The following is a 22949-nucleotide window of genomic DNA, read 5'->3' on the forward strand; positions in this document are numbered from 1 at the left end:
TTTTTTATGCGCACACAAATAAGACTTGATTGCGAATGATTCTCATTTATAATTAACGTCAATTTCCCCACCACCAGCCAGCCCATGCCAGCCAGTGTTCGCCTTGAAAGGAGACACCGTGTCGAGCACGTTCCCCATTTGCAATATCGAGCTGGTCACCAGTGAATTTGCCCGCCTGCGCCGCGAAAAGAAGGCCCGCCACCGCGACATCGCCGAGGAACTGGGCATAGCCGAAGGCGAGCTGATCGCCGCGCATGCGGGCCTGTCGCTGGCAGATGGCGCCTTGCTGGGCGCCGAGCGCCTGCAGGCCGACTGGCCCGCCATCGTCGCCGCGCTGGAGCCGCTGGGCGAAGTCATGGCGCTGACGCGCAACGCCTCGTGCGTGCATGAAAAGACGGGCGTCTACCGCAAGGCCAGCCACACCAACCACGTGGGCCTGGTGCTCGGTGGCGACATCGACCTGCGCGTGTTTTACCGCCAGTGGGCGCATGGCTTTGCCGTTCGCGAGATGGGCGAGCACGAGGTGCAGCGCAGCCTGCAATTTTTCGATGCGGCCGGCCACGCCGTGCACAAGATTTTCCTCAAGCCGCAAAGCGACCTGGCCGCCTACGACGCGCTGGTGACGCAGTTTGCCGATGCGGACCAGGCGGCAGGCATCGCCGTGACGGTGCCGGCGCCGCCGCCGGCGGAATTGCCCGATACGCAGATCGACGTGGCCGGTTTTCGCGCCGCCTGGGCCGACTTGCGCGACACGCATGAATTTTTCACCTTGCTGAAAAAATATGCGGTCTCGCGCCTGCAGGGCCTGCGCCTGGCCGAAGCGCGCTTCGTGCAGCAGATCGACAAATCCTGCGTGCTCGACCTGCTCAACGATGCCGCGCTGGAAAAGGTGTCCATCATGGCCTTCGTCGGCAATGCGGGCATGATCCAGATCCACTCGGGTCCCGTGCACAAAATCGCCGTGATGGGGCCGTGGATCAATGTGCTCGACCAGCGCTTCAACCTGCATTTGCGCGAAGACCATATCGCCAGCGCCTGGGTGGTGAAAAAGCCGACCGTCGACGGTCTGGTGACGTCCGTGGAACTGTTCGACGCGAAGGGCGACACCATCGTCATGTTCTTCGGCGAACGCAAGCCGGGCGTGCATGAATTGTGCGAATGGCGCCATATCGTCGACAGGGTGGCGCGGGAGGGCGAACTATGCGCCGCATGATCGCCGCCAGCGTGGCGCGCCGCATCGCGCTGAAAAAAATGGGGGCGGGAGCATTGGCGCTGGCCGCGCCGATGCAGGTGCTGGCGGCAGTGACCGACGCGGCCAAGCCTGTGGTTAAAGCGCGGCGCATCGTCAGCGTGGGCGGCGCGCTGACGGAAATCGTCTACGCGCTCGAGGCGCAGGGCGAACTGGTGGGCGTCGATACGACCTCGCTGTATCCGGCCGTGGCGCAGCAGCTGCCGCAGGTGGGCTATGCGCGCACCCTGTCGGCCGAGGGCGTGCTGTCGCTGGCGCCCACGCAGCTGATCGCCACCGAGGAAGCGGGGCCGCAAGCGGTGCTGCGCCAGGTGCGCGACGCGGGCGTGCCGGTGGCGGTGCTCAGCGCGAACAACCAATTCGAAGGCTTGCTCGAACGGGTAAAGCAGGTGGGCAGGATCACGGGACGTGCCGACCCCGCCGCGCGCCTGGCGCAAAGCCTGCAGCAGCAGTGGAGCGGCGCCCTGGCCAAGGTGCAGCAGCGCCAGCATGCGCCCGTACGCGTGCTGTTCATCCTCGCCCATGCGCCGAACCAGGTGATGGTGGGCGGGCGCGAGACGGGCGCCGACGCCATGCTCGCGTATGCGGGCGCCGTCAACGTGATGGGCGGGCAGGGTGGATTCGCCGGCTACAAGCCGCTGACGCCGGAAGCCGTGATCGCCGCGCGGCCCGACATCGTGCTCGTCACCGACCAGGGCTTGAAGGCTTCGGGCGGCGTGGACGGCATCTTGAAACTGCCAGGCCTGGCGCAGACGCCGGCCGGGCGCAAGCACCGCATCGTCTCGCAGGAAGCCATGCTGCTGCTGGGCTTTGGCCCGCGCATGCCGCAGGCGCTGGCGGAACTCGACGCCGCTTTCGCCAAAGCCATGGCCGCATGAACGTGGCCTCCCTGGTCTCCGCCGCGCCCTGGCGCTGGCCTTGCTGGGGCGCGGGCGGGCTGCTGGCCGCCGCACTGGCTGGCGGCTTGCTCGTCGCCGTGCAGGCGGGCGCCGTGCCCGTGACCCTGGCCGACTGGCTGGCGCCGTTTCAAGCGGGCGACGCGGCGCTGTCCGGCGGCGCGTACGTGCTGTGGCATATCCGTTTGCCGCGCGCGCTGTTCGCTGCCCTGATCGGCGCCGCGCTGGCGCTGGCCGGCGGCCTGACGCAAGGGCTGTTCCGCAATCCGCTGGCCGATCCGGGCCTGCTGGGCGTGAGCAGCGGCGCCGCCTGCGCGGGCGCGGCCACCATCGTTTTCACGGCCAGCCTGCACGTGGCGCCCGAGCTGCGCGTGTGGCTGCTGCCGGCCGCCGCGTTTACGGGCGCCATGCTCATTTGCGTGCTGCTCGACCGGATCGCCCGCTGGGCCACGCCCGGTTCCATCGTCGGCCTGCTGCTGACGGGCGTGGCGCTGAACGCCATCACGGTGGCCGTCATGGGCCTGTGCATCTACCTGGCCAGCGACGATCAATTGCGTACCCTGACTTTCTGGACGTTAGGTTCGCTGTCGGCCGGCAGCTGGCGCCAGGTGGCCGCTTTGCTGCTGGTGCTGGCGGGCGCGCTGTGGGCCACGCGCTTCCTGATGCGCTCCCTGAACGCGCTGGCGCTGGGCGAGGCGCAGGCGCTGCACGTGGGCGTCGACGTGGGCCGCTTGCGCACGCAGGTGATCGTGCTGGTGGCCGTGCTGACGGGGTTTGCCGTCGCCTGGTGCGGCGGCATCGGCTTCATTGGCCTGATCGCGCCGCACCTGGTGCGCACCTGGCTGGGCGCCGACCAGCGCAAGGTGCTGCCGCTGGCGATGCTGATGGGCGGCTTGCTGCTGCTGTCGGCCGACACCCTGGCGCGCACGGTCGCCATTCCCGCGGAAGTCCCCGTCGGCATTTTCACGGCCTTGCTGGGCGGGCCATTTTTCCTGATGCTGTTGCGGCGCTTCCGCCACGGCACCGCCTAGAGGTGAACATGACGCCGATACTGGAATTGACGTTCGCCACCACGCAACTGGGCCAGCAGTATTTCGGTCCATTCAATGTGCAGGTGGCGCCCGGCGAGCGCATCGCCATCCTCGGCCCCAGCGGCGCGGGCAAGTCGACCCTGTTGAAACTGATGGCGCGTGAACTGCATCCGCAGTCGGGCCAGGTGGCGTTCGCCGGCCGGCCGCTGGCGCAGTGGCCGCTGGCGGAACTGGCGCTGCGCCGCGCCGTCCTGCCGCAAGGTTCGACCGTGGCTTTCGGCTTGCCGTGCGAACTGGTGATCGGCCTGGGGCGGGTGGCGCGCCTGGCCGACCCGCAGCTGGGACGGATCGTGCAGGACGCGGCCGCCCTGGCGCACGCCGCGCATCTGCTGGGGCGGCGCCTGGACACCCTGTCCGGCGGCGAGCAGGCCAGGGTGCAGCTGGCGCGCATCTTCGCGCAGATGTGGGATGTGCAGGATGGCTTGATACTCGTCGACGAACCGCTGGCGGCGCTCGATCCCGGCCTGCAATTCGATTTGCTCGACAGCCTGCGGCAGTTTTGCGCCGCGCGCGGCCACGCCGTCGTCGCCATCCTGCACGACATCAATCACGCCTTGCTGGGCTTCGAGCGGCTGCTGCTGGTGCGTTCGGGCCAGCTGATGGGCGATATCGCCAGCGATGCCGGCGCCGTGCCCGCCCTGGCCGCGCTGTACGGCATCGCCCTGACGACGGCGACCAGCAGCGAGGGCGACGTGTGCGTCATCCCCGCCAGAAGCGCCATACGCAGGGCCGCCTGACCGGCACATTTATTTACTCGTTCACCACACGTCCGCCGCGCGCGGCCGCGCCATCTGGCCGCTGCCCAGCAGCCAGACCATCAGGGCATCGGCCTGTTCGCGCGTGGCCGCCACTTCCTGCACGATGCCGAACGCTTTCATGGCGCCGGCCGCCAGCGCCTGCAGGCGCGCACGCTGCTCCGCGTCCGCCTCGACCGATACGAGGCCGCGGCAAAGGGCGGCCAGCGTCACCTTGTTATGCTTGAGCCACAGGCCGCGCCGCTTGCGGTCGATGTGTGCTTCGTCGCTGCGTTCCGCTTCAAACAGCAGGACGAACGGCTCGCCATGGCGCAGCAGGGCGTCCATGTCGTTTTCCCACAGCGGGGCATAGCCGTTGACGGCCGTTTCAGGGCGAAAGCGCACGATGGGAAAGTCGCTGACGTCGTGGATGGAGAAATGGGCGGGATTCGGTTTCATGGAGCGCTTCCTTGCGAGGTGGTTGAAAATGCTTGCCAGCCGCCGCCCAGCGCCTTGTAGACCTGGACCAGCGACAGCGAGGCGGTGGCGCGGCTGTCGACCAGCGCCGCTTCGTTGTTCAATAAGGTGTTTTGCACGTGCAGCACGTTGATCAAGTCCGTGCCGCCCTGGCGGTACCGCAGTTCCGCGCTGCCCAGCGCCCGCCGTCCCTGCCTGACGGCTTCATCGAGGCTGGCCTGGCGGCGGGCGTTGGCCTGGTAGCCAGAGAGCGCGTCTTCCACTTCGTGCCAGGCGGCCAGCACCGTTTGGCGGTAGGCGATGGCCGCTTCCTGCTGCTGCGCCTCGCGCAATTGCAGTTTGCCGCGCAGGCGGCCGCCATCGAACAGGGGCACGCTGAAACCGGGGCCGAAGGCAAAGCGTTTGGCGTCCCAGCCGATGTCGGACGGCTGCATCGCTTGCAGGCCGATGCTGCCCGACAGCGTGATGCGCGGATAAAAATCGCCTTGCGCTACGCCGATGGCGGCCGTGGCCGCGTGCAGCTGCGCTTCGGCACGGCGGATGTCGGGACGGCGCTCGGCCAGGCCGCTCGGCACGCCCAGTTGCACCTGCATGGCCATGGCCGGAATGTCCTTGCCCGCCGCCAGTTCCGCCTGCAAGGCTTGCGGCGGCAGCGCCAGCAAGAGGGCGAGGGCGTTGCCCAGGCGCGCTTCGCGCTGCTGCAGCGGCGGCAGGCGTGCTTCGATGGTGGCCACGTGGGCCGCCGCCTCGGCTTCGTCGAGTTGCGTCGCCACGCCTTCGCGCATGCGGATGCGGGTCAGGTCCAGGGTATGGCGGGCGATATCGAGCAGCTGTTGCGTGATGGCCAGCGTCTGCTGCGCGCCGCGCAGCTCGATGTAGTCGCGCGCCGTCTCGGCCAGTACGGCCAGCAGCACGCCGCGCTGCGTTTCCAGCGCCACGTCGACGTGCGCGTCAGCCGCTTCCACTTCACGGCGCACGCGGCCCCACAGGTCCAGCTCCCAGGCGGCGTCGAGGTTGCCTTGCCACAGGTTGTAGGCTGACTGGCCGTTGTTGCGCGACGGGTCGCTCAAACCCTGCTCGCTGTTGCGCGCGCGGCCGTAGCTGCCATTTGCGCCCAGCGAGGGGCCTTGCGCGGCACCCGCCACGCCGCGCGCGGCGCGGCTTTGTTCCAGCCGGCTGCCAGCCGCCAGCACGTCGAGGTTGGCGCCGGCGGCGCGCTGCAGCAGGGAAGACAGGGTGGCATCGCCGAAGCCGTCCCACCAGCGTTGCTCGATGGCGGCGTCCTGCTGGGCGGCGAAACGGGCATCCTGCGCCTGGCGCCATTGCTGCCCCAGCTCGTGGTGCGGAGGCTGGAAGTCGCTGCCCACGCTGGCGCAGCCGGCCAGGCCCAGGGCCGTGAAAATGATCAGTGCTTTCATCGCGCGCTCACCTGTTGCAGCAGTTGACGGCGGGGGGCCGTATCGATGCGCACTTCGGCCGACATGCCCACGCGCAGACGGCTGCCGTCATCCTGGCCGGGATCGAGCGCGATCCTGACGGGGATGCGCTGCACCACCTTGGTGAAGTTGCCGGTGGCGTTTTCCGGCGCGATGGCGGCAAAGGTCACGCCCGTGGCGGGCGCGATGCTGTGCACCGTGCCGCGCAGGAGCATGCCCGGATAGGCGTCGACGGCGATGCTGGCGGGCTGTCCCTGGCGCACGTGCGTGAGCTGGGTTTCCTGCAGGTTGGCGATGACGAAGCTGCGGTTCAGGGGCACCACGGCCATCAGGCTGGCGCCGGGCGCCACCAGGGCGCCCACGCGCACGGCGCGGCGTCCCACGATGCCGTCGATGGGGGCGCGCAGCTGCGTATGCGACAAATCAAGTTCGGCCCGCTGCAGGCTGGCGCGGGCGCGCAGCAGGGCCGCTTCGGCCGCGCCTTGCTGCGCCTGCAAAATGTCCGTCTGCTTGCGGGTGGCGACGAGGGCGGCGCGGTTTTGCGCCAGGCGCGCGCGGCTCACGTCGAAGCGCGATTGCGCCTGCTGCGCGTTCTGCACGCTGCCCGCGCCCTGGCCTGCCAGGTGCGTTGAGCGGGCCAGTTCCTGCTGCGCCAGCTTGTCTTCCGCCTGGTTGGCGTCGACCAGGGTCGTGGCTTGCTCGATCACCGATTGCTGGCGCTGCAAGGTGGCGCGGGCATTGGCCAGCTGCGCCTCGGCGCCGGCGACCTCGGCGCGGGCCGAGGCGGCGGCGGCCTGATAGTCGCGGTCGTCGATGCGCGCCAGCAGCTGACCCGCCTTGACAGTCTGGTTGTCTTCCACCAGCACTTCCCGCACGATGCCGCCCACCTTGGGCGAGAGCACGGTGTAGTCGGCGCTGACGAAGGCGTCGTCGGTGCCTTGTTCGTCGCCGCGGGCGAACAGCAGTTGCCAGGCGCAAAAGGCCAGGGCGCAGGCCAGCAGGGCCAGGCCGAGGAGGAAGGCGCGTGAGCGCAGTATGGTTGTTTGCATGGGGATGCTCTTTCTTGAAATAAAAGTCAGGCTGCGCGCGGCGGATAGACGCGCGTCGGCAGAATGGGAATGATCACAATCATGGCCAGCGCGATGGCGGCGACAATGAGGTACAGGTCGGACGAGGTCAGGGTGACGACTTGCGCATGCATGCGCGCACTCAGGCCAAGACCCAGGCCTGCCGTGTCCAGGTCGCCGGGCAGGTTGCCCAGGCGTTCGCTGAGCACCGTCGAATGAAAATGGTTGCGGCGCGTGATCAGCGCGTCGAGCACGCCGGTGGCGACGACGGCCGACATGCCCTTGATGGTGTTGAACCAGGCCGAGGCGAAAGGGCCATCCTGCGGCGCCAGGCCCGTGGTGGCCAGCAGCAGCAAGGGAATCACGGCCATCGGTTGCGCGAAGATCTGCACCGCCTGCAGCAGGTAGAAGTGCGTGCGTATCCAGTCCGGCGACATGCGCGCGCCCAGCACGCAGGACAGGGCCAGCAGGGTCAGGCCGATGGCCAGCACCCAGCGGCAGTCGACGGCGCGGATATTGCACAGGGCGGCCACCAGCGGCAGGGCGACCAGCTGCGGCAGCGCCACCATCAGCATCACGGGCGCCGTTTGCAGCGGGCGGTAGGCGTGCACCTGCGCCAGGTAGGACGAAGGGATCAGGATCACGGCCAGCAGCAAGAACAGCACGCCGCCCAGGGTCAGCAGGGCGTGGCTGAGGTTACGCCGCGACAGCAGCTGCAGCTTGAAGAACGGCAGCGGATGCGACCATTCATTGACAAAGAACAGCACCAGCAGCAATAGACCGCCACCCAGCAGCACGCAGATCAGCGGCGAGGCGAACCAGGCCAGGCGCTCGCCCTGCAGCAAGCCCACCACCAGCATGCTGATAGCGGGCAGACCCAGCAGCAGGCCGCGCCAGTCGAATTGACGGAAACGCTCGAGGCGCAGCGGGTCTTGCGGCAAGCCCCACGACACCATCAAGAGGGCGACGATACTGCCCGGGATGACTTGCCAGAACGCCCATTGCCAGCCCAGGTACTCGGTCCAGAAGGCGGCCAGCGGCGTGCCCAGGCTGGGACCGAAGGTGGCGCTCAGCGCGTAGCCGCCCAGGCCATACAGCTTGATGTTCGGCGGCAGGAAGCGCAGCGCCACCGTCATCAGCATGGGCGGCAAGGCGCCGCCGGCCGCGCCCTGCACCACGCGCAGGAACATCAGCACGGACAGGTTCGGCGCGAACGGGCAAAGCACGCCGGCGGCCATGCAGACGACGATGGCGGCGGCCGTCAGGCGGCGCAGCGAGAAGGTGACGGAGCACCACGGCGCGAACGCCATGGCCGACACCGAGGCGGCCGCATACAGGGCCACGAGCCAGCTGGCGTCGTCGCGCGCGATGCCCATGGCGCCGCGGATGTCGGCCAGCGCGACCTTGGTGATGTTTTCATTCAGGCCCGATACCAGCACGGCCAGCAGCACGCCGGCCAGGCCGGTGGCCAGGCGCGGACCAAAGACGGGTGGCGCCGGCGGTGAAGGGGGAGGCGGCGCCATCGTCGGGATGGCGCCAGGAAGCAATACAGCGGACACAGGGAACTCCGTGGATGAGAATCAGTCCACGCAGTATAGGTAGCCGTTAATCTTGTGAAAATTGATAATTGATGAAGTCTCGATTGCGTCTGGCGCAATGATATTGGGTTCAGCGCCTACGCGCCCGGCGCGCTGCCGCACAGCGACTTGATCGTCGCGCGCAGCCAGCGGTGTGCGTGGTCGTGGTCGAGGCGCGGATGCCAGGCCTGGAATACGTCGACGTTGTCAACGGGAATGGGCAGCGCGAAGGTGCGCAGCTTCAATCCCAGCCGCTCGACGATGGGCAGCAGGGGCGTGGGCATCAGCGGCAGCAGCAGGCGCGAATCGGCCACGGCGAAGATGGCGGACTGAAAATTGGGCGTGATCAGCGAAACGCGGCGCATGTAGCCCCGCTCGGCCAGGGCCGTGTCGAAGGGGCCGCGCGCCAGGCCGCGCCGCGACACGCTGATATGTTCGTACTCGGTAAAGCTGTCCAGGTTCATGGGGCCGTCGAAGATCGGATGGTCGCTGCGGGCGATGCCGACAAAGCCGCTGCTAAACAGCTGCTGCAGCTTGATGTCGGGCGCAAAGGCGCGTCGCGCGCTGATGTACAGGTCGATGCGGCCCGCGTGCAGGGCGTCGTTTTCCGTGGCGCCATCGCCTTCGGGCACGAAGCGCAGCACCGTGTTCGGCGCATGGCTGGCCAGCAGGTCGCGCAGCTTGCCGCCGTAGGCGCCGACGAACACGTCGTTGGCGCACAGGCTGAAGGTGCGTTCCAGGGTGCGCAGGTCGATTTCACGGCCGGACGTGAAGACGGCGTGCGCCTGCTCCACCACGCCGCGCACCTGCTCGCGCAATTCCAGCGCGCGCGGGGTGGGCGCCAGGCCGCGCCCGGAGCGCACGAAGACGGGGTCGCCGATGGCGTCGCGGATGCGCGCCAGGGTGCGGCTCATGGCCGGCGCGCTCAGATTCATGCGCCGCGCGGCGGCCACGGCGCTGCCTTCCTCGAGCAGGATGTCGAGGGCGACGAGCAGATTCAGGTCGGGGAGTTTCATGCGGCGATTATAGCGTCAAGCAAGGAGCTTTCTGCGGTGGCAACGCCGATCTTAAGGGCGGACAGACGCCAGGAAAATTACTCTTTTGCCTGCCTATTCATGCATGCCGGTGTCGGTGCCAGCTCCGCCTTGGCGCATTGCAGGGCGATACAATGGCTTTTGCTGTCATCATCGATACTGTCGTCACAAGCCTGCAATGCCAGCAAACTTTCGGCTAATACTCTTTTGTTTAGCTTTAGCTCATCCTCTGTTACAACGCGTTCATTTTCTGCCATGGGAAGTGGTTGAGCCGAGATTGCCTGTGGTGGCGCTATTTCCTCGTTCGTCTCGATGAAATTCTTTGAACGGGGAGCGGCGGACGGCGGGGATGTCTCGGTGAAGCTTGCGGCAGGCTCTGTTTCTGTAGTCAGGCTCTTTGCCGAAGGGGCTTCCTTTTCCGTTCGTGGACCGAACGCTACAAAGCCGATGATAACGACGCCGAGAATCATCAGGCTCTTGTAGAGGAGCCTGCGTATGGAGTCGCCCATGCCGGAGCGACCTATACTTGAGAAGCCAATATTGCGGTTCCCGCAGTTGGGACACTTTATTGATAGGTCTTTCCCTCTGGGGAACCACGTATATTCGCAATCCATGCACTTGTTTTCTATCCGTTTTGTAGTACTCATTTTCTACTGAGTCCCCCGTAGTAATAGCAAAACAGGCTGGAATTTACATGATGTGAAGAGGGCGGGCCAAGACATGGAGCGGTCTGGCATGCGCTGTCCTGCAGCACAAATGAATGCCGAATGATTCTTGATTATAGACAAGTGAAAAGGCCGGTGCAATCGCGTGCCAGTAACAACAGCGGCGGCGAGCGAATGGAGAGGGCTGCGAGGAAGAGAACTACGCCGGGATAGTGCCCGGCGCAGGGTAAAGCGAAGGTATTACTCGGCTGCCGGCTCGGCGCCGCAGCATTTCTTGTACTTCTTGCCGCTGCCGCAAGGGCAGTCGTCGTTGCGGCCCACTTTCGGCTCTTCGCGCTTCATGGTTTGCACCGGTGCCTTGCGGCGCGGGACCCAGAAACGGTGGATGGCCGGCAGGTTCGCTTCCAGTTCCTGCGCCAGCTTGTGCGCCTTGACCGGGTCTTCCACCAGTTTCAGCTCTTCTTCCTTGATTTCGTCGGCGCCCAGCAGGTAGATCGGCTGCATCAGCGCGGCCACTTCGGAATCCCAGATTTCGTTCCACGAACCGGGACGCAGTTCCATGCCGTCCCAGAAGCCCCAGCACCACGCTTCGGCGTCGATCAGGGTCTGGCCTTCGTAGTCATGTTCGACGAACAGGGCTTCGAATTCCTTGGGTGCCACTTCAAACGTCACCAGCACTTCGTTCATGAAGCGCATAATCAGGTTGACGATGCGCTCTTCTTCCTTGCTGTTCTTGAATTTCGGCGCATCCTCGGCATCTTCGCCCCACACGCGCGGCAACCACTCGGCCGGCATGATCGGTTCCGGACCGATGGCGACGGCCGTCAGATAGCCGTGCAGCATATCCATGGTCATGGCGTCTTCGGAGCACCGGTCCGACAACAGGAATTGGTCTAATTCGTCAAATTCTTTTTCTGATAATGGCTGTTCGAGTGACATGGCTTGCTCTTTGATGAAATGTAAGGCGCCAGTATACGCCTTGCAGCGCTTCATCACCGAAGTGTTTGCACCGGCGGCCCGCACGCGCCTTACAATGTCGCTCATGCACAATGAAAACCAGCCGCACGAGGACGACCGGCCCGTCCATCCCTTTTCCGCCCTGAGCCCCGATTGCGTGCTCGACGCCCTCGACAGCGTGGGCTTGCGCGGCGATGGCCGCCTGCTGGCGCTGAACAGCTATGAAAACCGCGTCTACCAGGTGGGCATCGAAGACAGCGCGCCCCTGGTGGCCAAGTTTTACCGCCCAGCGCGCTGGAGCGATGCGGCCATCCTGGAAGAACACGCGTTCGTGTCCGAGCTGGTCGAGCGCGAAATTCAAGTCGTTCCCGCGCTGGAGATCAACGGCAGCACCCTGCACCAGTACCAGGGCTTCCGCTTTGCCGTCTTCCCCCGCCACGGCGGCCGCGCGCCCGAGCTGGACGACCCGGCGACCCTGGAATGGATAGGGCGCTTCATCGGCCGCATCCACGCCGTCGGCGCGCTGTCCACGTACAAGGAACGCCCGGCGCTCGATCACCAGACGTTTGGCGTCGAACCGCGCGAGTTCTTGCTGGAGGGTAACTTCCTGCCGCCCGAGCTGCTGGCCGCGTATTCCAGCGTGGCGCAGCAGGCGCTCGATGGCGTCAAGCGCTGCTATGACCGCGCGGGCGACGTGGCCGTGCTGCGCACGCATGGCGACTGCCATGGCGGCAACGTGCTGTGGACGGACGCCGGCCCCCATTTCGTCGATTTCGACGATAGCCGCATGGGTCCGGCCATCCAGGACCTGTGGATGATGCTGTCGGGCGAACGCGGCGACCAGGTGCGCCAGATGAGCGACATCCTGGCCGGCTACGAAGATTTCTGCGATTTCGACCCGCGCCAGCTGTACCTGGTCGAAGCGCTGCGCACCCTGCGCCTGATCCATTATTCGGCCTGGCTGGCGCGCCGCTGGGACGATCCCGCCTTCCCCGTCGCCTTCCCGTGGTTCAACACGCAGCGCTACTGGCAGGACCGCATCCTTGAACTCAGGGAGCAGGTGGCGCTGATGGACGAGGCGCCTTTGTGGCCCATTTGAGTTAAATAGCGAAAAGAAAGGTAAAAGCGGCTCTTCTTGCCGCGCTGATTTGTGCATGCCTGTTCGATAATGGTGGTAATAAATTCCCATAAGCAACGGAATTCACCCGAATAAGCGAGAAATCATGCAAGCACAGCAAAATCAGCGCCAGGCCGCCTCCCTCACCGTCGCGTATTCCGCCGACGACGAGTTCGACCAGGACAGCATCGTTTCGCTGCATGATTTCAAGGACCTGGAGCGCAAGGCGGAAGCGCCAGCGCCGGTTCCAGCCGCTCCTGCCACTCCTATGCCCGAGCCGCAAGCCGAGCCGGCAGCGGAAACCGATACCAAGGCGCCCGCCGCCGAACGCCAGAAAATGGAACTGAAGGCCATCCACGAGGCGATTGCCCGCGTGGAAGCGGAAGCGAAGGCCACCTGCGCCGCCGAAAGCCGGGCCCTGGCCGAGGCGCGCGTGCGCTCACTGGCCGAGGACCGCGCCGCCATCGACGCGGCCGCCGCCGCCGCCGCGCAGCAAAATGCGCAGGCAGCCGAGGAAGCGATCGCCGCCAACCGCGAACGTCTCGACACCATGCGCGCCGCCGCGCAGGCCAGCGTGGCCCGCCTGGAAGCCGTCAAGCAGGAGACGGCCGAACTGCGCGCCCGCGTGGAATCGGATAATGCCATCCGTCTGGCCGCCGAACAGCGCGCCCGCGCCGAGCAGGAAAGCCGCTTGCGCGCCAGCGAGCAGGTGGCCGTGCAGTCGGAACTGGCCGAGCAGGCTGCCCGCGCCGCCGAAGAATTGCAGGTGCAGACGGAGCAGGCGCGCTTGCAGGCCGTCGAGCGCGTGGCCGCCGTGCACGCGGCCAAGGAGGAAATGGTGGGCATCGCCTCGGCCGACGCCCGTGTCGCCGTGCTGGCCCGCGAACGCGAGCGCCATGCGCACGGCGCGCGCCAGACGGCGCAGATGCTGGCCGAAGCGGAAAGCGAAGCGCTGGATCTGACGGTGCAGCGCGAGCGCGCCGACCAGATCGCGCTGGAATCGGCCTTCAACCGCGCCGCCGCCGAAGTGCGCGCCCTGGAAGAAGCGCGCGCGCTGGCGCACCTGGAGCAGGAACGCGAAGCCATCGCGCTGGCGCAGGCCGAATCGGAACGCCATGCGGCGCAGTCGCTGCGTTTGCGCCTGCAGACGGAAAAGGAATTGCGCGACGCGGCCATCCACCGCGAGCGCCTGGAAATGGTCGCCGTGGCCAGCGCGCAGGCGCGCCGCGATGCCGACGTGCGCATCCTGGCCGCCACCGAGGCGCGCATCGAGGTGGACCGCCAGCTGCGCGCCGTGGCCCTGGCCCGCGTGACCGCCGAACAGGATGCGGAAATCGCCGGCCACGCCAAGCTGGAAGCGGAAACGGCGGCCCTCGAAGAAACCAAGGCCCGCGAAGCGGCCGAGCAGGCTGCCGCTGCGGCAGCGGCCCGCGAACTGGAAGAGCAGCAGCGCGCCGCCAGTCTGGCGCAGGAACGCGCCGAACTGGCGCGCCAGGCGGCGGAACTGGCCGCCAGCCAGAACGACGCCGAGCAGGCCGAGGTCGATGCCGGCAAGGCGACACTGGCTGCGCAGGAACAGGCAGCGCAACTGGCGCAGGAAAAAGCCCGCCAGGCAGAGCAGCTGCTGCAGGCCGAGCAGGAACGCCTGGCCGCCGAACAGGCCGCCCTCGCCGCCTTGAAAGAAAAACTGGAAGCGGAAGCGCTGGCGTGCCAAGCGGCGCAGGAACGCACGGCCGTCGAAGCGGCGCAAGCGGAACTGCTGCGCGGCCAGCAGGCGGCCGAACAGGTCTTGCGGGAGGCGGCGCAAAAGGAAGCGGACGCCATCCGCATCCTGATGGACCAGGCGCTGGTCGAGGGCGAACAGAAAGCGGCGGCAGCGCAAGCCGTGCAGGCGCAGGCGCGCCTGGCCGTGGAACTGGGACAAGTGCATAGCGAGCGCGCCCGCGTGGAGGAAGACAAGGCGCAAGCTGCCGAAGCGCTGCTGGCGTCCGAGCGCGATTTCGTCGCGGCCGAACGCGAGTCGCTGGCGCTGATCGCGCAAAAACTGGTGCAGCAGCGCCAGACCAGCAGCGCCGAAGAGCGTGCCTCGCAAGCGATCGCCGGCCGCCTGGAAGCGGAAAAACAGGCGACGGCGGCAGCCGAAGCGCGCGCCGCCATGGAACAGCAGGCGCTGGAAGCCGTGCGCCAGCGCGAGCAGCTGGAACTGGCGGCGCAGCAGGCGGCCAGCGAGAAACTCGACGCGCAGCAAGCCTTGCTGGCCAGCGCCCAGGCCCATGCCGCCCTGCAGCGCAAGGCGGCCGAGACGACGCGCGCGATGGCGGCTGCCAAACAGCAGTTGTTGGAACGCGATACGGCCCGCGCGCAGCAGCAGGAGCGCGAACTGGCGGCCCTGCGCGCCAGCCTGGAGCAGCCGCAAAGCGCGTTTTCCAGTTCATTGACCGCCGCCCGCGCGAAAGCCGAACAGGTGAGTTCGGCCAGTCTGACGCGCGAAGTGATCGAGCGGCTGACGCAGCCTAACGAGTCGGCCGGTGCAGTCTGGCGCTCACGCTGAGAGCCTGAAAACCCGATAACAGCCGGGGTCGGACCCTCAGGGTCCGACCCCAGTCCCAGGTTTGGGTTGCATCTGTATTCCCATCAGAACTTGCGTCCTACCCCCACCAAAATGACATCCGCATCGCGGTGATAATCGGTGATGACCCGGTTCCACGCCACGTGCGTCACCCAGCGGCGGTCGACGTGGTAGCGGGCCACGGCCGACAGCAAGCCCGTCAGGCGCGTGCTGTGGCCCTGTGTGTCTCCGCCGTCCCACGCCACGTAGGGTCCGCCGCCCATGCCGAATTCCACCTTTTCATTCAGTGAGCGGATCAGCCACAGCTGGGCGGCGATGCCGCGGCGGTGCGCCAGGTCGGTGTTGCCTTCGTCGAGGGCGGTGACCGTCCAGTCCACGTATTTTCCTGCCGCGCGCCGGTATTCCAAGGTGAACGGGCGCGAGGACTCCGAGCGCAAGCTGTTGACGATGGTGTGGCCGGTCGATAAGGTCAAGGTGTCGTCGTGCGCCCAGTTCTGCAAGTGCAGCTTGGCACCCGGCACGCCGTCATAGCGGTAGCCGGCGCCGATCAGCAGGTGCGTGGTGTTGTCCTTGCCGCTGGGCCGGATGCGGTTGAGCTGCGCTTGCGCATACCAGCGGTTGTCGAACTGCCAGCGCGCCTGCAGGCTGACGATGGAGCCCCAGCCGTGGTCATTGTCGAAGTTGTGCAGGCCGTCGTCGGTCTTGGCCGTGTCGAAGAAAAAGTAGCGGCCCGCGCCGGCGCCCAGCATCAGGCCCTGCTCCACTTTTTTCGTGCGCAGCCAGACCTGGCCCGCCATGCCGTCGCGGTGATGGTCTTGCGGGTGGCCTTCATTGATGTACGACAGGCTGACGGCATTGTAGTCGCCCACCGGCTGGGTGTAGCTGATGGCCGCGACAAAGGTACGCTCGTTGGTCGTGTTGACTTTCAGGGCGCCGGCCATGCCGGAGATATCCTGTGCCTGGGCGGACAGGGCGAGCGAGGCGGCCAGCAAGGCCAGGGCGGCGGGGCATATGCGCATGGTATTTCCGATAGTGGTGATACACGCTAATGGTGGGCTGGCTGAACGTGTTGCGCTAGCGCAAGCATTGTGTGTTTTTACTACAGCAATGAACAGTTCCAGTCAGAACTAATTGCGAGTGTATAAGAAAGTGAGAATGTGTGAGGCGCGCCATGCATTGCTTGCTGGAGCGGGCCGGCGGCGGGAGCGGAGGAAGGGGGCGCCGGCGCGAGTATGGCTGGCCGGCGCGATGCTGCTGAAGTTGCTGGACTTGCGGTGGTATTGCTGTCTGTATTACTGACTCAGGACGACTTTATCGGCAAAATATTCCGTCTCGCCGAAGCATTGCGTGGGCACGCCCTTGTGCTGGCTGTAGGTGACGAGGATGCGCTTGCCGGCGGCGGCCGACAGTTGCTTCGCCACTTCCTCGTCGCGCACGCTGAACTGGAATTTTTCCGGGATGGTGCCCGGCAGCGCCGTCAGCAGCAATTCACCCTCCCAGGTCTTGCAAATCCAGCCCCGCTTGGAAAACTTTTGCAGGTAACCCGCCCGTTCGCCTTCCGAGTACGAGAAGCTGAGGGCCATCCACGTGTAGGCGGCCAGCAGCAGGAAGCCGGCTACGAGGAAGATGACGAAGGCGAAGGTGACTTTTTTGGTCGTAGGGGTCATGTTAAGGGGTGAATTGTTTAGTTGGAGAAAGAGTTAGTCTTTCCGTCCGGCTTTCCAGTTGAGGCCAAAATTGTATCGCTCGTCCATGGCCTGGTGCGCCGTGATTTTACCTTGGCCGCCGAAGTATTCCACCAATTTTGTCACCTGCAGGTTGCCGCCGTGGTTTTCCAGCATGGCGATGGCGCACATGGCGTGCGGGCTGTCTGTGTCGAGGCGCACTTCCACGGTCGGCTGGCCGGGAATCTCGATCGTCACGACGCCATCCGTTGCGGCCCAGTTCGGCACGCCTTCGTAGATGAACGCGTACACGAGCACGCGCTTGATCTGGTCGAAATGGGTGCCGTTGATGAAGATGTTTTCGCCGCTGCTGACGCTGCCCGTGCGGTCGTCGCCTTCCAGGTGGATGTACGGTGGCCTGTCATACGCGCCCCAGCTGTTGCCCAGCGCCTGCACGGCGCTCTTGCTGCCATTGCTCATCTCGAACAGGCAGCCGATATCGAGGTCGATGCCGCCCGAACGGCCGGCCGGCTTGTTGAACAGCTTGCCCAGGAAGCCCGTGTCCAGTTTTGAGGCGGGCGCCTGGCCTTGCGACGCGTTCTGGTTCCAGTTCAGATTGACCCGGATGCGGCCATAGCCGCCGCTGTCGCGCTTGTCGAGCGAAATCTTGTCGCCGCGCTTTTCCAGGCGAATTTTTGAGAGCGAGATTTTATTCGCCGCTGGCGGGGCCGCTGGCGCCGGCGCAGGCACGGGAGCCGGCGACGGAGAAGATTGCGCTGCCTCGCTGCCGCCGAAGTGCTTCAGCAGCGCCGCCAGGCCGCCCGCGAAACCCTGGCCCACGGCGCCGAAGCGCCAGCTGCCGTCGCGGCGATACAGTTCGCCGATGATGACGGCTTTTTCGTCCTGGAAGTCATTGCCCGTGAAGGCAAACGTGGCCGCCTGGCCCAGCGCCATGCTGGAGTTGCCCAGCGCGCGCATGCTGCCCTGTTCCGTCGCGGCCGTGAATACCAGCTTGTCGATGGCGGCGGGCAGGCGGGAAAGGTCGACCTGGAACACGGAGCGCGGGCCGTTCAGTTCCACTGTGACGGCGTTGTCCGGCGCGCTTTTCTGGTTGTAGAACACCATGTAGCGGTCGTCCGACAGCTTGCCGGCCGCATCGACGCCGAAGCAGCTGACGTCCACTTCCATCGAGCCCGAAACGATATCGAGCGTGACGGCAAACGGGCCGTTCAAGCCCAGGTCAGCCAGTTTGCCTTTTTGTCCGCGTGTGAAATTGGTCATGGTCGTGCAATCCCTTCGTCGCTTGAGAGTTGAGTCAATGAGATAGTCGGCACGTGCGCGGCGGCGTTGTCGGCCGCATGGCGGATGCCGAACAGGCGCGCCTGCTCGATGATGCGCAGCGCCCAGCTGCTGTGCGTGGCCACTTCGCACATCGATTCCTGCATGCGGAACACGGCCGGGCTGTCCGGGTCGATGATGCGCAGCGCCAGTTCGATGTCCGACTGCGCCACTTGGTAGTGGCGCTCGATCTGCGGCACCTGGTCCGGGTGGATGGCCGTCTTGGCGATCATGCCGTGCGCCATGTCCTGCGCCACTTCGGCATCGAGCCAGCTGCCCTGCGACAGGTGCTCGAAGACGGGCGCCGTCAGCTGGAAGCCGTGCGGCTTGAAGATCGTCACCAGGCGGCCGATGACCTGCCCCAGCGGCGTTTGATAGATGGTGCCGCTGGTGGGGCGGCGCAGGCCCAGCAGGGCTAATAAATCGTTGCCGCCGATGCGCAGGGCCAGGATGCGGCGCCGCACTTCCGGCGCCGACAGGAGGATGCGGAACTGCTTCATTTCCTCGTCGTCGAACACTTCCGCCGTTTCCAGGGTCGGCATCAGCAAATGATGCGTGTGGCGCACCAGCTCGAAATACGTGGCGAAATTGTGGCGCGTGGATTTCGGCAGCACGAAGCCGCTCAATTTGTCGGCGCCCGGCATGGCCAGCACGCGCGCCAGCACCTCGAGATTACGCACGCGCACGAAGCGCAAGGTGTCCGATTCGTCGGCCATGTTTTGCAGCGCCAGCGACAGGTTGAACAGCGCGTAACTGAGGTCGCGTTCCGCGATGGCGTCTTCGGTGCACAGGATGACCGAACGCAAATGGCTGAATTTGTCGCCATTGGCGATCGCCAGCAAGTCCTTGTGCGTGGTCGGCACATACATGGAGGCGCCCAGCGCCGCTTTATGTTCGCTTTTCGGGTGTAGGGAGTTGTTATCCATCGACTGCGCTCCTGATAAGGGCGACCGCCTGGTAAGGCAGCGCCGGTTCTACTATGACGGGTATGGCTTTTTCCTGCGCCAGAAGCAGCAAATGTGCCACGTCCGGCGCATTCGTGTCGCGCACGATCAGGCGCTCGGGCACGCGGCGCAGCAGCACGCGCGTCGCTTCGCCGATGCCTGGCTTGATCAGGTTGATGTCGCTGATGCCGTATTGCTGCTGCGCGGCGGCCATGTAGGCTTGCGAGCGGGCCGCCATGGCTGGCGCATCGCTCGCTTCGGCCAGCGGAATGCCGCTGCTGGCGGCAATCGCCATGGCGTCGGCCACCAGGCCGTCGGCGAAAGCGCGCGACTGGTCGTGCTGTTCGAACTGCGCGTAATACACGCAGCCGTGGAAGTCGTCCGGGCCGATGGCATCATTCAATACGGAGCGGCTCACCAGGCCCGAGACGGTGGCATTCAAGATGCTCGACGGGATCAGGTAGTCGCCCGACGAGGCGGCGCAGGCGGCCGTGCCGGCCAGGTCGGACAACACGAACAGGCCGCCGTCGATGGCCGTGCCATTGGCCGCGTTGAAATCGTGGACCGTCTGGCGCAGCTCGCGCGAAATCACGCCCTTGCCCGTCCAGCCGTCGACGAAGACGATGGAGTCGGCCGCATGGCCCTGCGCCAGGATGTGCTGCAGGGCGTTCGCGTCGATGCCGCGGTCGCGGATGATGGAGACGGAATAATGGCTGCACTTGCGCTGGAAGACCTGGCGCAGCAAGTGCCCGAGGATGACGCCCACGGGCGTGCCGGCGCGCGCCAGCGACACGAGCGTGATGGGCCCCGTGCGGCGCGCCGCGATCAGGGCGGCCAGGCGCAGGCAGTCGCGCGCCATCTGCAGGCGGTTGGCGGCAAATGCGCTCTGGAACAGGGCCAGGTAGGCGGGCGAGGGCAGGGACTCCGGCGACAGCATCTCGCTGTAGTGGCGCTGGCCCGACTGGATCAAGCGCTCTTTTTCGGCCAGGTCGAGGATGGGTTCGAGCGCCATCGGCGTCAACAGAAACTCCACGTCTTCCTGGCGGTAGCTGCCGCTGAAATGCTGCGTGCTGTCGGTCATAGCGCCGCCACCGTGAGTGCCGCCAGCTGGGTGCCGTTGGGGATGATGGCGTAGTCGCAGGCGGCCATGAAGCGGGCGTCCGAACGGCTGTCGCCCATGCCGAAGCTGACGATGGGGCCGTGTTCGGCTTCGAGTTCCGCGCGCAGGTAGGCCACGGCGCGCGCCTTGTTCAAGGTTTTCGGCAGCACGGCCAGGTTGTTGCCGTTGCGGTGGATGAAGTAGTCGGCGCCTTCGCCGGCGATCCACTGCTGCAGCACCTGCTCTTCGATGTCGGCCAGGCGTTCGCCGCGCGCTTCATGGTCCTTGACGACGATGTAGAACGGCGTGTTGTAGTCCTCGATCAGGCGCGCGCGCGAAGGCATGCCCGTCCTGGCCTGGAAATCGTCGATGATGCGCATGGCGTCCCGCAGGCCGGGCAGTGCCGTCTGCATGTCGTCCTGCATCAGGGACAGCCAGCCCGCATCGAGCGCGCCGCCCGGCTGCAGCACGATGCCGCCGTAATCGAGCACGCTGTAGCTGGTAAACGGCAGGTCGACGCGGCGGAACGCGTCGCCATTTCTCGCCGTGGCGGGGATCAATGTCATGCCGCCTTGCGCGAATTCAAAGAAGGCGCGCTGGCGCGCCGTCGTAAATGAGCAGGCGTCGCCATTTTTCAGATAGGCGGCCGCTTGCAAATCGGTCTCGCCAGGGCATTTTTTCGGGGTCTGGAACAGTGTGTCGTCCAGATCAACAAACAGGAATTTCTTCAATTTTGGTCTCTGACTGAAAGTGGAACAGCCGGCCGTTCAATTGGCCGGCGAGTTGCATGAGGGCGGGGCTGGCCGGGGTTTCATGGCAGATGAACACGTGCTGGTACTGGCCAGGCGCCACGTTGTACAGGTAATTGGCGATGCCTTCGCCGTAATTGTCGTCGCAGTGGACGATATGGCCGACGGAGCCCCACGACAAAATGGGCGAGCGCGTGGTCGACTGCACCACGACGTTCTTGCCCAGCGCTTCGAGTTCGCGCGCCAGCAAAAACGACGGGTGCATGAATTCGCCCGTGCCCAGCACCAGCACGGAATCGCCGGCGCCGATTTCCTGCGCCAGCTGCACGGCCAGGCCTTGCGGCGGATTCAAGGCGCGTCCCACGCCGATGCGCCCGAACGCGGGGCTGGCACCCCGTTCTTCGTTCGCCTCGAAGCGCTGCGCGCTGGCCGCCACGGGAGCGGGCGCGGCGCCGGCCTGGAAGGCGTAGTGGCCGGACAGCGCCGCGCCGATGGTCGTGGGCAGGCCAAAACGCTCACTCAAGCCCGCGTTGGCGGCCTGGCCCATGAAGTTGGTGATCACGCCCAGGTGCAGCTTTTCCAGTTGCGGATAGCGCGCGCGGCACACTTGCACCAGGTTGGCGAAGGTGTTGCCGGTCGACGCTTCATCGTCGATCAGCACCAGGCTGCGGGCCGTGGAAAACAGGGCGCTGGCCGCGTCCGACAAATGCAAAAACTGGCGCGGCGCGTGGCTGTGCGATTCCTCGAATTCGAAGAAGGGCACCGTGCCCACGCGGTAGCGCGAACTGTGCAGGAACAAGGCCTTGCCATTGGGGTTGGCGCGCAGCCAGGCCTCGAACACGCCCTGGCCCAGGCCGACGGCCGTTTCCGCCATGGCGATGAAGACGACGGGGCCGGGCAGGCTGGGGGGAATCTGCGCGGCCAGGTCGTCGTGGATGGCTTGCATGGCGCGCGGCGTGACGGGCCAGTGCTTGCCCAGCACCTTCGAGAGGAACAAAAAGCCCCGCTTGGCGTTGGCGCGCGCGGCAAAGCCGATCAGCCAGTCCAGCGGAAAGCGCGCCTCGTCCACTTTCAGGGTCAGCTCGCCCGTGGGCATTTGCTGCTTGACGAGGTTCATGGCAGCTCCACGGCATAGGCGGCTTCGCCCACGCGCATGCCATCGCGGATGGCGGGCGCGGTGAGCTTGTCGAAACCCTGGTCGAAGCCGGCCAGCGCCAGGTAGGGCAGGTTGGGGCCGGCCGCGCAGGCCATGCCGATGCCGCCCGACATGCGCGGGTTGATTTCCAGCAGCGCCAGGCCGTTCGCCCCTTCGCGGAACTGGATGTTGAACACGCCATTGAGCCGGTAGTCGCGCGCCAGTTTGTCGCAGGCCGCCAGCAGGTCGTCGCGCAGTTCGATCAGCTGGCCGCTGCCGCCTCCATGCAGCTTCTTGCGCGGCACGGCGCAAATGAGCTTGCCCTGGTCGGCGACGCAGTCGGCGCTGTATTCGTGGCCGTCGAGGTATTCCATCAGCAGCAGGGTTTTAAATGTACCCATCTGCGCCAGGCCGGCGCGCAGCTCCTGCGCATTGATCTGGTAGGCGGCGCCGGCCAGCAGCAGCTGGGCGCTGGTGCGTTCTTCATCGAGTATGGCAAAGCCCAGGGCATACACGGATTCGGACGGCTTGATGCACAGCTTGCGGTGCAGCGGGCGCAGCTCGGCGTAGGCGGCGTCGTATTCTTCAATGGTGGTGACGGCGCGGTAGTCGGCCGGGCGCGCCATGGGCAGGTCGAGGCCCTCGCAGAAGCGCGCCTTGTCATGCATCAGGGTCAGGGTGTCTTCGCTGGCCACGCTGAGCACGCGCGTGCCGATGGCGGCGAAGCGCGCGCTGGCGCTGCCGATCAGGCCCGCTTCCTTGCCGGGCCAGAAAATCGTGATGCCCCGGTCGCGGCAAAATTCCAGGCACCACTCGACATAGTTGTGTCCCGTCAGGCCCGACGGTTCGACCGCGTATTCGTGCGCCGACAAAAAGGCGGCCGCATGGGCGTTCGTATTGCTGCATACGATGTGATAGCGGGGCGCGCCACTGGTCGCGGCGCTATCGGCTTCGCGGATCAGGCGCATGGCCGTGCCGACCGAGGAAAATGTTTTGTTGAACCAGACTCTTTGCATGTACGGGGACCGGGTGGAAATAGGAGAAGCCGCGCGCAGGTGCGCGCGCGGGCAGTGTAGCCAGAAAAACTTAACATGGCCTTAGAAAAACGCCAGCCCAAACCTGCTGCGCGTCGTGGACGCGGCCTGCGATGC

The 22949-nt window shown here is 66.0% G+C and carries 21 protein-coding genes; 6 read left to right on the forward strand and 15 right to left on the reverse strand.

What is annotated here, in order from left to right:
• The first annotated feature begins 118 nt into the window (after window positions 1–118).
• From IGS60_RS18810 to IGS60_RS18825, 4 genes are read left to right on the forward strand one after another with little or no spacing between them, the layout of a single operon-like run.
• Window positions 119–1213 carry a ChuX/HutX family heme-like substrate-binding protein gene (locus IGS60_RS18810; RefSeq protein ID WP_230505822.1) on the forward strand — a complete coding sequence of 365 codons (1095 nt, stop codon included), beginning with the start codon at window positions 119–121 and terminating at the stop codon, window positions 1211–1213.
• Entirely contained in the window at window positions 1201–2127 is a 927-nt protein-coding gene (locus IGS60_RS18815) for a hemin ABC transporter substrate-binding protein (protein ID WP_230505823.1), read from the forward strand. Before IGS60_RS18810 ends, IGS60_RS18815 begins: the two co-directional genes overlap by 13 nt.
• Window positions 2124–3176 (forward strand): iron ABC transporter permease, encoded by a 1053-nt coding sequence (locus tag IGS60_RS18820; RefSeq protein WP_230505824.1) that lies wholly within the window; start codon window positions 2124–2126, stop codon window positions 3174–3176. Before IGS60_RS18815 ends, IGS60_RS18820 begins: the two co-directional genes overlap by 4 nt.
• A gap of 8 nt (window positions 3177–3184) precedes the next feature.
• Complete coding sequence (locus tag IGS60_RS18825) at window positions 3185–3973, forward strand: ATP-binding cassette domain-containing protein (RefSeq protein ID WP_230505825.1); 789 nt, start codon at window positions 3185–3187, stop codon at window positions 3971–3973.
• A 21-nt stretch (window positions 3974–3994) separates the two neighbouring features.
• Here IGS60_RS18825 and IGS60_RS18830 read toward each other — a convergent pair whose 3' ends face one another.
• The 7 genes from IGS60_RS18830 to IGS60_RS18860 form a co-directional block, all read right to left on the reverse strand.
• Window positions 3995–4429, reverse strand: coding sequence for a hypothetical protein (locus IGS60_RS18830; protein WP_230505826.1), 435 nt, complete (start codon window positions 4427–4429; stop codon window positions 3995–3997).
• A complete protein-coding gene (locus IGS60_RS18835; RefSeq protein ID WP_230505827.1) occupies window positions 4426–5865 on the reverse strand; it encodes an efflux transporter outer membrane subunit in 1440 nt (479 codons plus the stop codon). The genes IGS60_RS18830 and IGS60_RS18835 overlap by 4 nt, the downstream gene beginning before the upstream one ends.
• The gene (locus tag IGS60_RS18840) at window positions 5862–6932 is read right to left on the reverse strand and encodes an HlyD family secretion protein (protein ID WP_230505828.1); all 1071 of its coding nucleotides are present in this window, start codon (window positions 6930–6932) and stop codon (window positions 5862–5864) included. Before IGS60_RS18840 ends, IGS60_RS18835 begins: the two co-directional genes overlap by 4 nt.
• Window positions 6933–6958: 26 nt before the next feature.
• Complete coding sequence (locus tag IGS60_RS18845) at window positions 6959–8509, reverse strand: MFS transporter (RefSeq protein WP_230505829.1); 1551 nt, start codon at window positions 8507–8509, stop codon at window positions 6959–6961.
• 116 nt (window positions 8510–8625) lie between these two features.
• The gene (locus tag IGS60_RS18850; RefSeq protein ID WP_070290648.1) at window positions 8626–9543 is read right to left on the reverse strand and encodes a LysR family transcriptional regulator; all 918 of its coding nucleotides are present in this window, start codon (window positions 9541–9543) and stop codon (window positions 8626–8628) included.
• A 77-nt stretch (window positions 9544–9620) separates the two neighbouring features.
• Complete coding sequence (locus tag IGS60_RS18855; RefSeq protein ID WP_230505830.1) at window positions 9621–10031, reverse strand: hypothetical protein; 411 nt, start codon at window positions 10029–10031, stop codon at window positions 9621–9623.
• A gap of 435 nt (window positions 10032–10466) precedes the next feature.
• Entirely contained in the window at window positions 10467–11165 is a 699-nt protein-coding gene (locus tag IGS60_RS18860) for a UPF0149 family protein (RefSeq protein ID WP_230505831.1), read from the reverse strand.
• 103 nt (window positions 11166–11268) lie between these two features.
• On the opposite strand from IGS60_RS18860, the gene IGS60_RS18865 reads away from it, so the two are divergent.
• The gene (locus IGS60_RS18865; protein ID WP_096238352.1) at window positions 11269–12282 is read left to right on the forward strand and encodes a serine/threonine protein kinase; all 1014 of its coding nucleotides are present in this window, start codon (window positions 11269–11271) and stop codon (window positions 12280–12282) included.
• A 124-nt stretch (window positions 12283–12406) separates the two neighbouring features.
• A complete protein-coding gene (locus IGS60_RS18870; protein WP_230505832.1) occupies window positions 12407–14851 on the forward strand; it encodes a hypothetical protein in 2445 nt (814 codons plus the stop codon).
• Between the two features lie 83 nt (window positions 14852–14934).
• Here IGS60_RS18870 and IGS60_RS18875 read toward each other — a convergent pair whose 3' ends face one another.
• The 8 genes from IGS60_RS18875 to IGS60_RS18910 form a co-directional block, all read right to left on the reverse strand.
• Window positions 14935–15888 (reverse strand): hypothetical protein, encoded by a 954-nt coding sequence (locus IGS60_RS18875; RefSeq protein ID WP_230505833.1) that lies wholly within the window; start codon window positions 15886–15888, stop codon window positions 14935–14937.
• Window positions 15889–16161: 273 nt separating this feature from the next.
• Window positions 16162–16536 carry a hypothetical protein gene (locus tag IGS60_RS18880; RefSeq protein WP_096234439.1) on the reverse strand — a complete coding sequence of 125 codons (375 nt, stop codon included), beginning with the start codon at window positions 16534–16536 and terminating at the stop codon, window positions 16162–16164.
• Window positions 16537–16569: 33 nt separating this feature from the next.
• Window positions 16570–17814 (reverse strand): TerD family protein, encoded by a 1245-nt coding sequence (locus IGS60_RS18885; protein ID WP_230505834.1) that lies wholly within the window; start codon window positions 17812–17814, stop codon window positions 16570–16572.
• On the reverse strand, window positions 17811–18797 hold the full coding sequence (locus IGS60_RS18890) for an HpcH/HpaI aldolase/citrate lyase family protein (protein WP_230505835.1): 987 nt from the start codon (window positions 18795–18797) through the stop codon (window positions 17811–17813). Before IGS60_RS18890 ends, IGS60_RS18885 begins: the two co-directional genes overlap by 4 nt.
• The gene (locus IGS60_RS18895; protein ID WP_230505836.1) at window positions 18790–19896 is read right to left on the reverse strand and encodes a cysteine protease StiP family protein; all 1107 of its coding nucleotides are present in this window, start codon (window positions 19894–19896) and stop codon (window positions 18790–18792) included. The genes IGS60_RS18890 and IGS60_RS18895 overlap by 8 nt, the downstream gene beginning before the upstream one ends.
• Window positions 19893–20645 carry an HAD family hydrolase gene (locus IGS60_RS18900; protein WP_230505837.1) on the reverse strand — a complete coding sequence of 251 codons (753 nt, stop codon included), beginning with the start codon at window positions 20643–20645 and terminating at the stop codon, window positions 19893–19895. Before IGS60_RS18900 ends, IGS60_RS18895 begins: the two co-directional genes overlap by 4 nt.
• Window positions 20623–21780, reverse strand: a complete 1158-nt coding sequence (locus IGS60_RS18905; RefSeq protein ID WP_230505838.1) for a phosphoribosyltransferase domain-containing protein — start codon at window positions 21778–21780, stop codon at window positions 20623–20625. The genes IGS60_RS18900 and IGS60_RS18905 overlap by 23 nt, the downstream gene beginning before the upstream one ends.
• Entirely contained in the window at window positions 21777–22814 is a 1038-nt protein-coding gene (locus IGS60_RS18910) for an ATP-grasp domain-containing protein (protein ID WP_230505839.1), read from the reverse strand. The genes IGS60_RS18905 and IGS60_RS18910 overlap by 4 nt, the downstream gene beginning before the upstream one ends.
• Between the last annotated feature and the right edge of the window lie 135 nt (window positions 22815–22949).

It is taken from the genome of Janthinobacterium sp. FW305-128 (assembly GCF_020858135.1).
GTDB lineage: Bacteria > Pseudomonadota > Gammaproteobacteria > Burkholderiales > Burkholderiaceae_D > Janthinobacterium.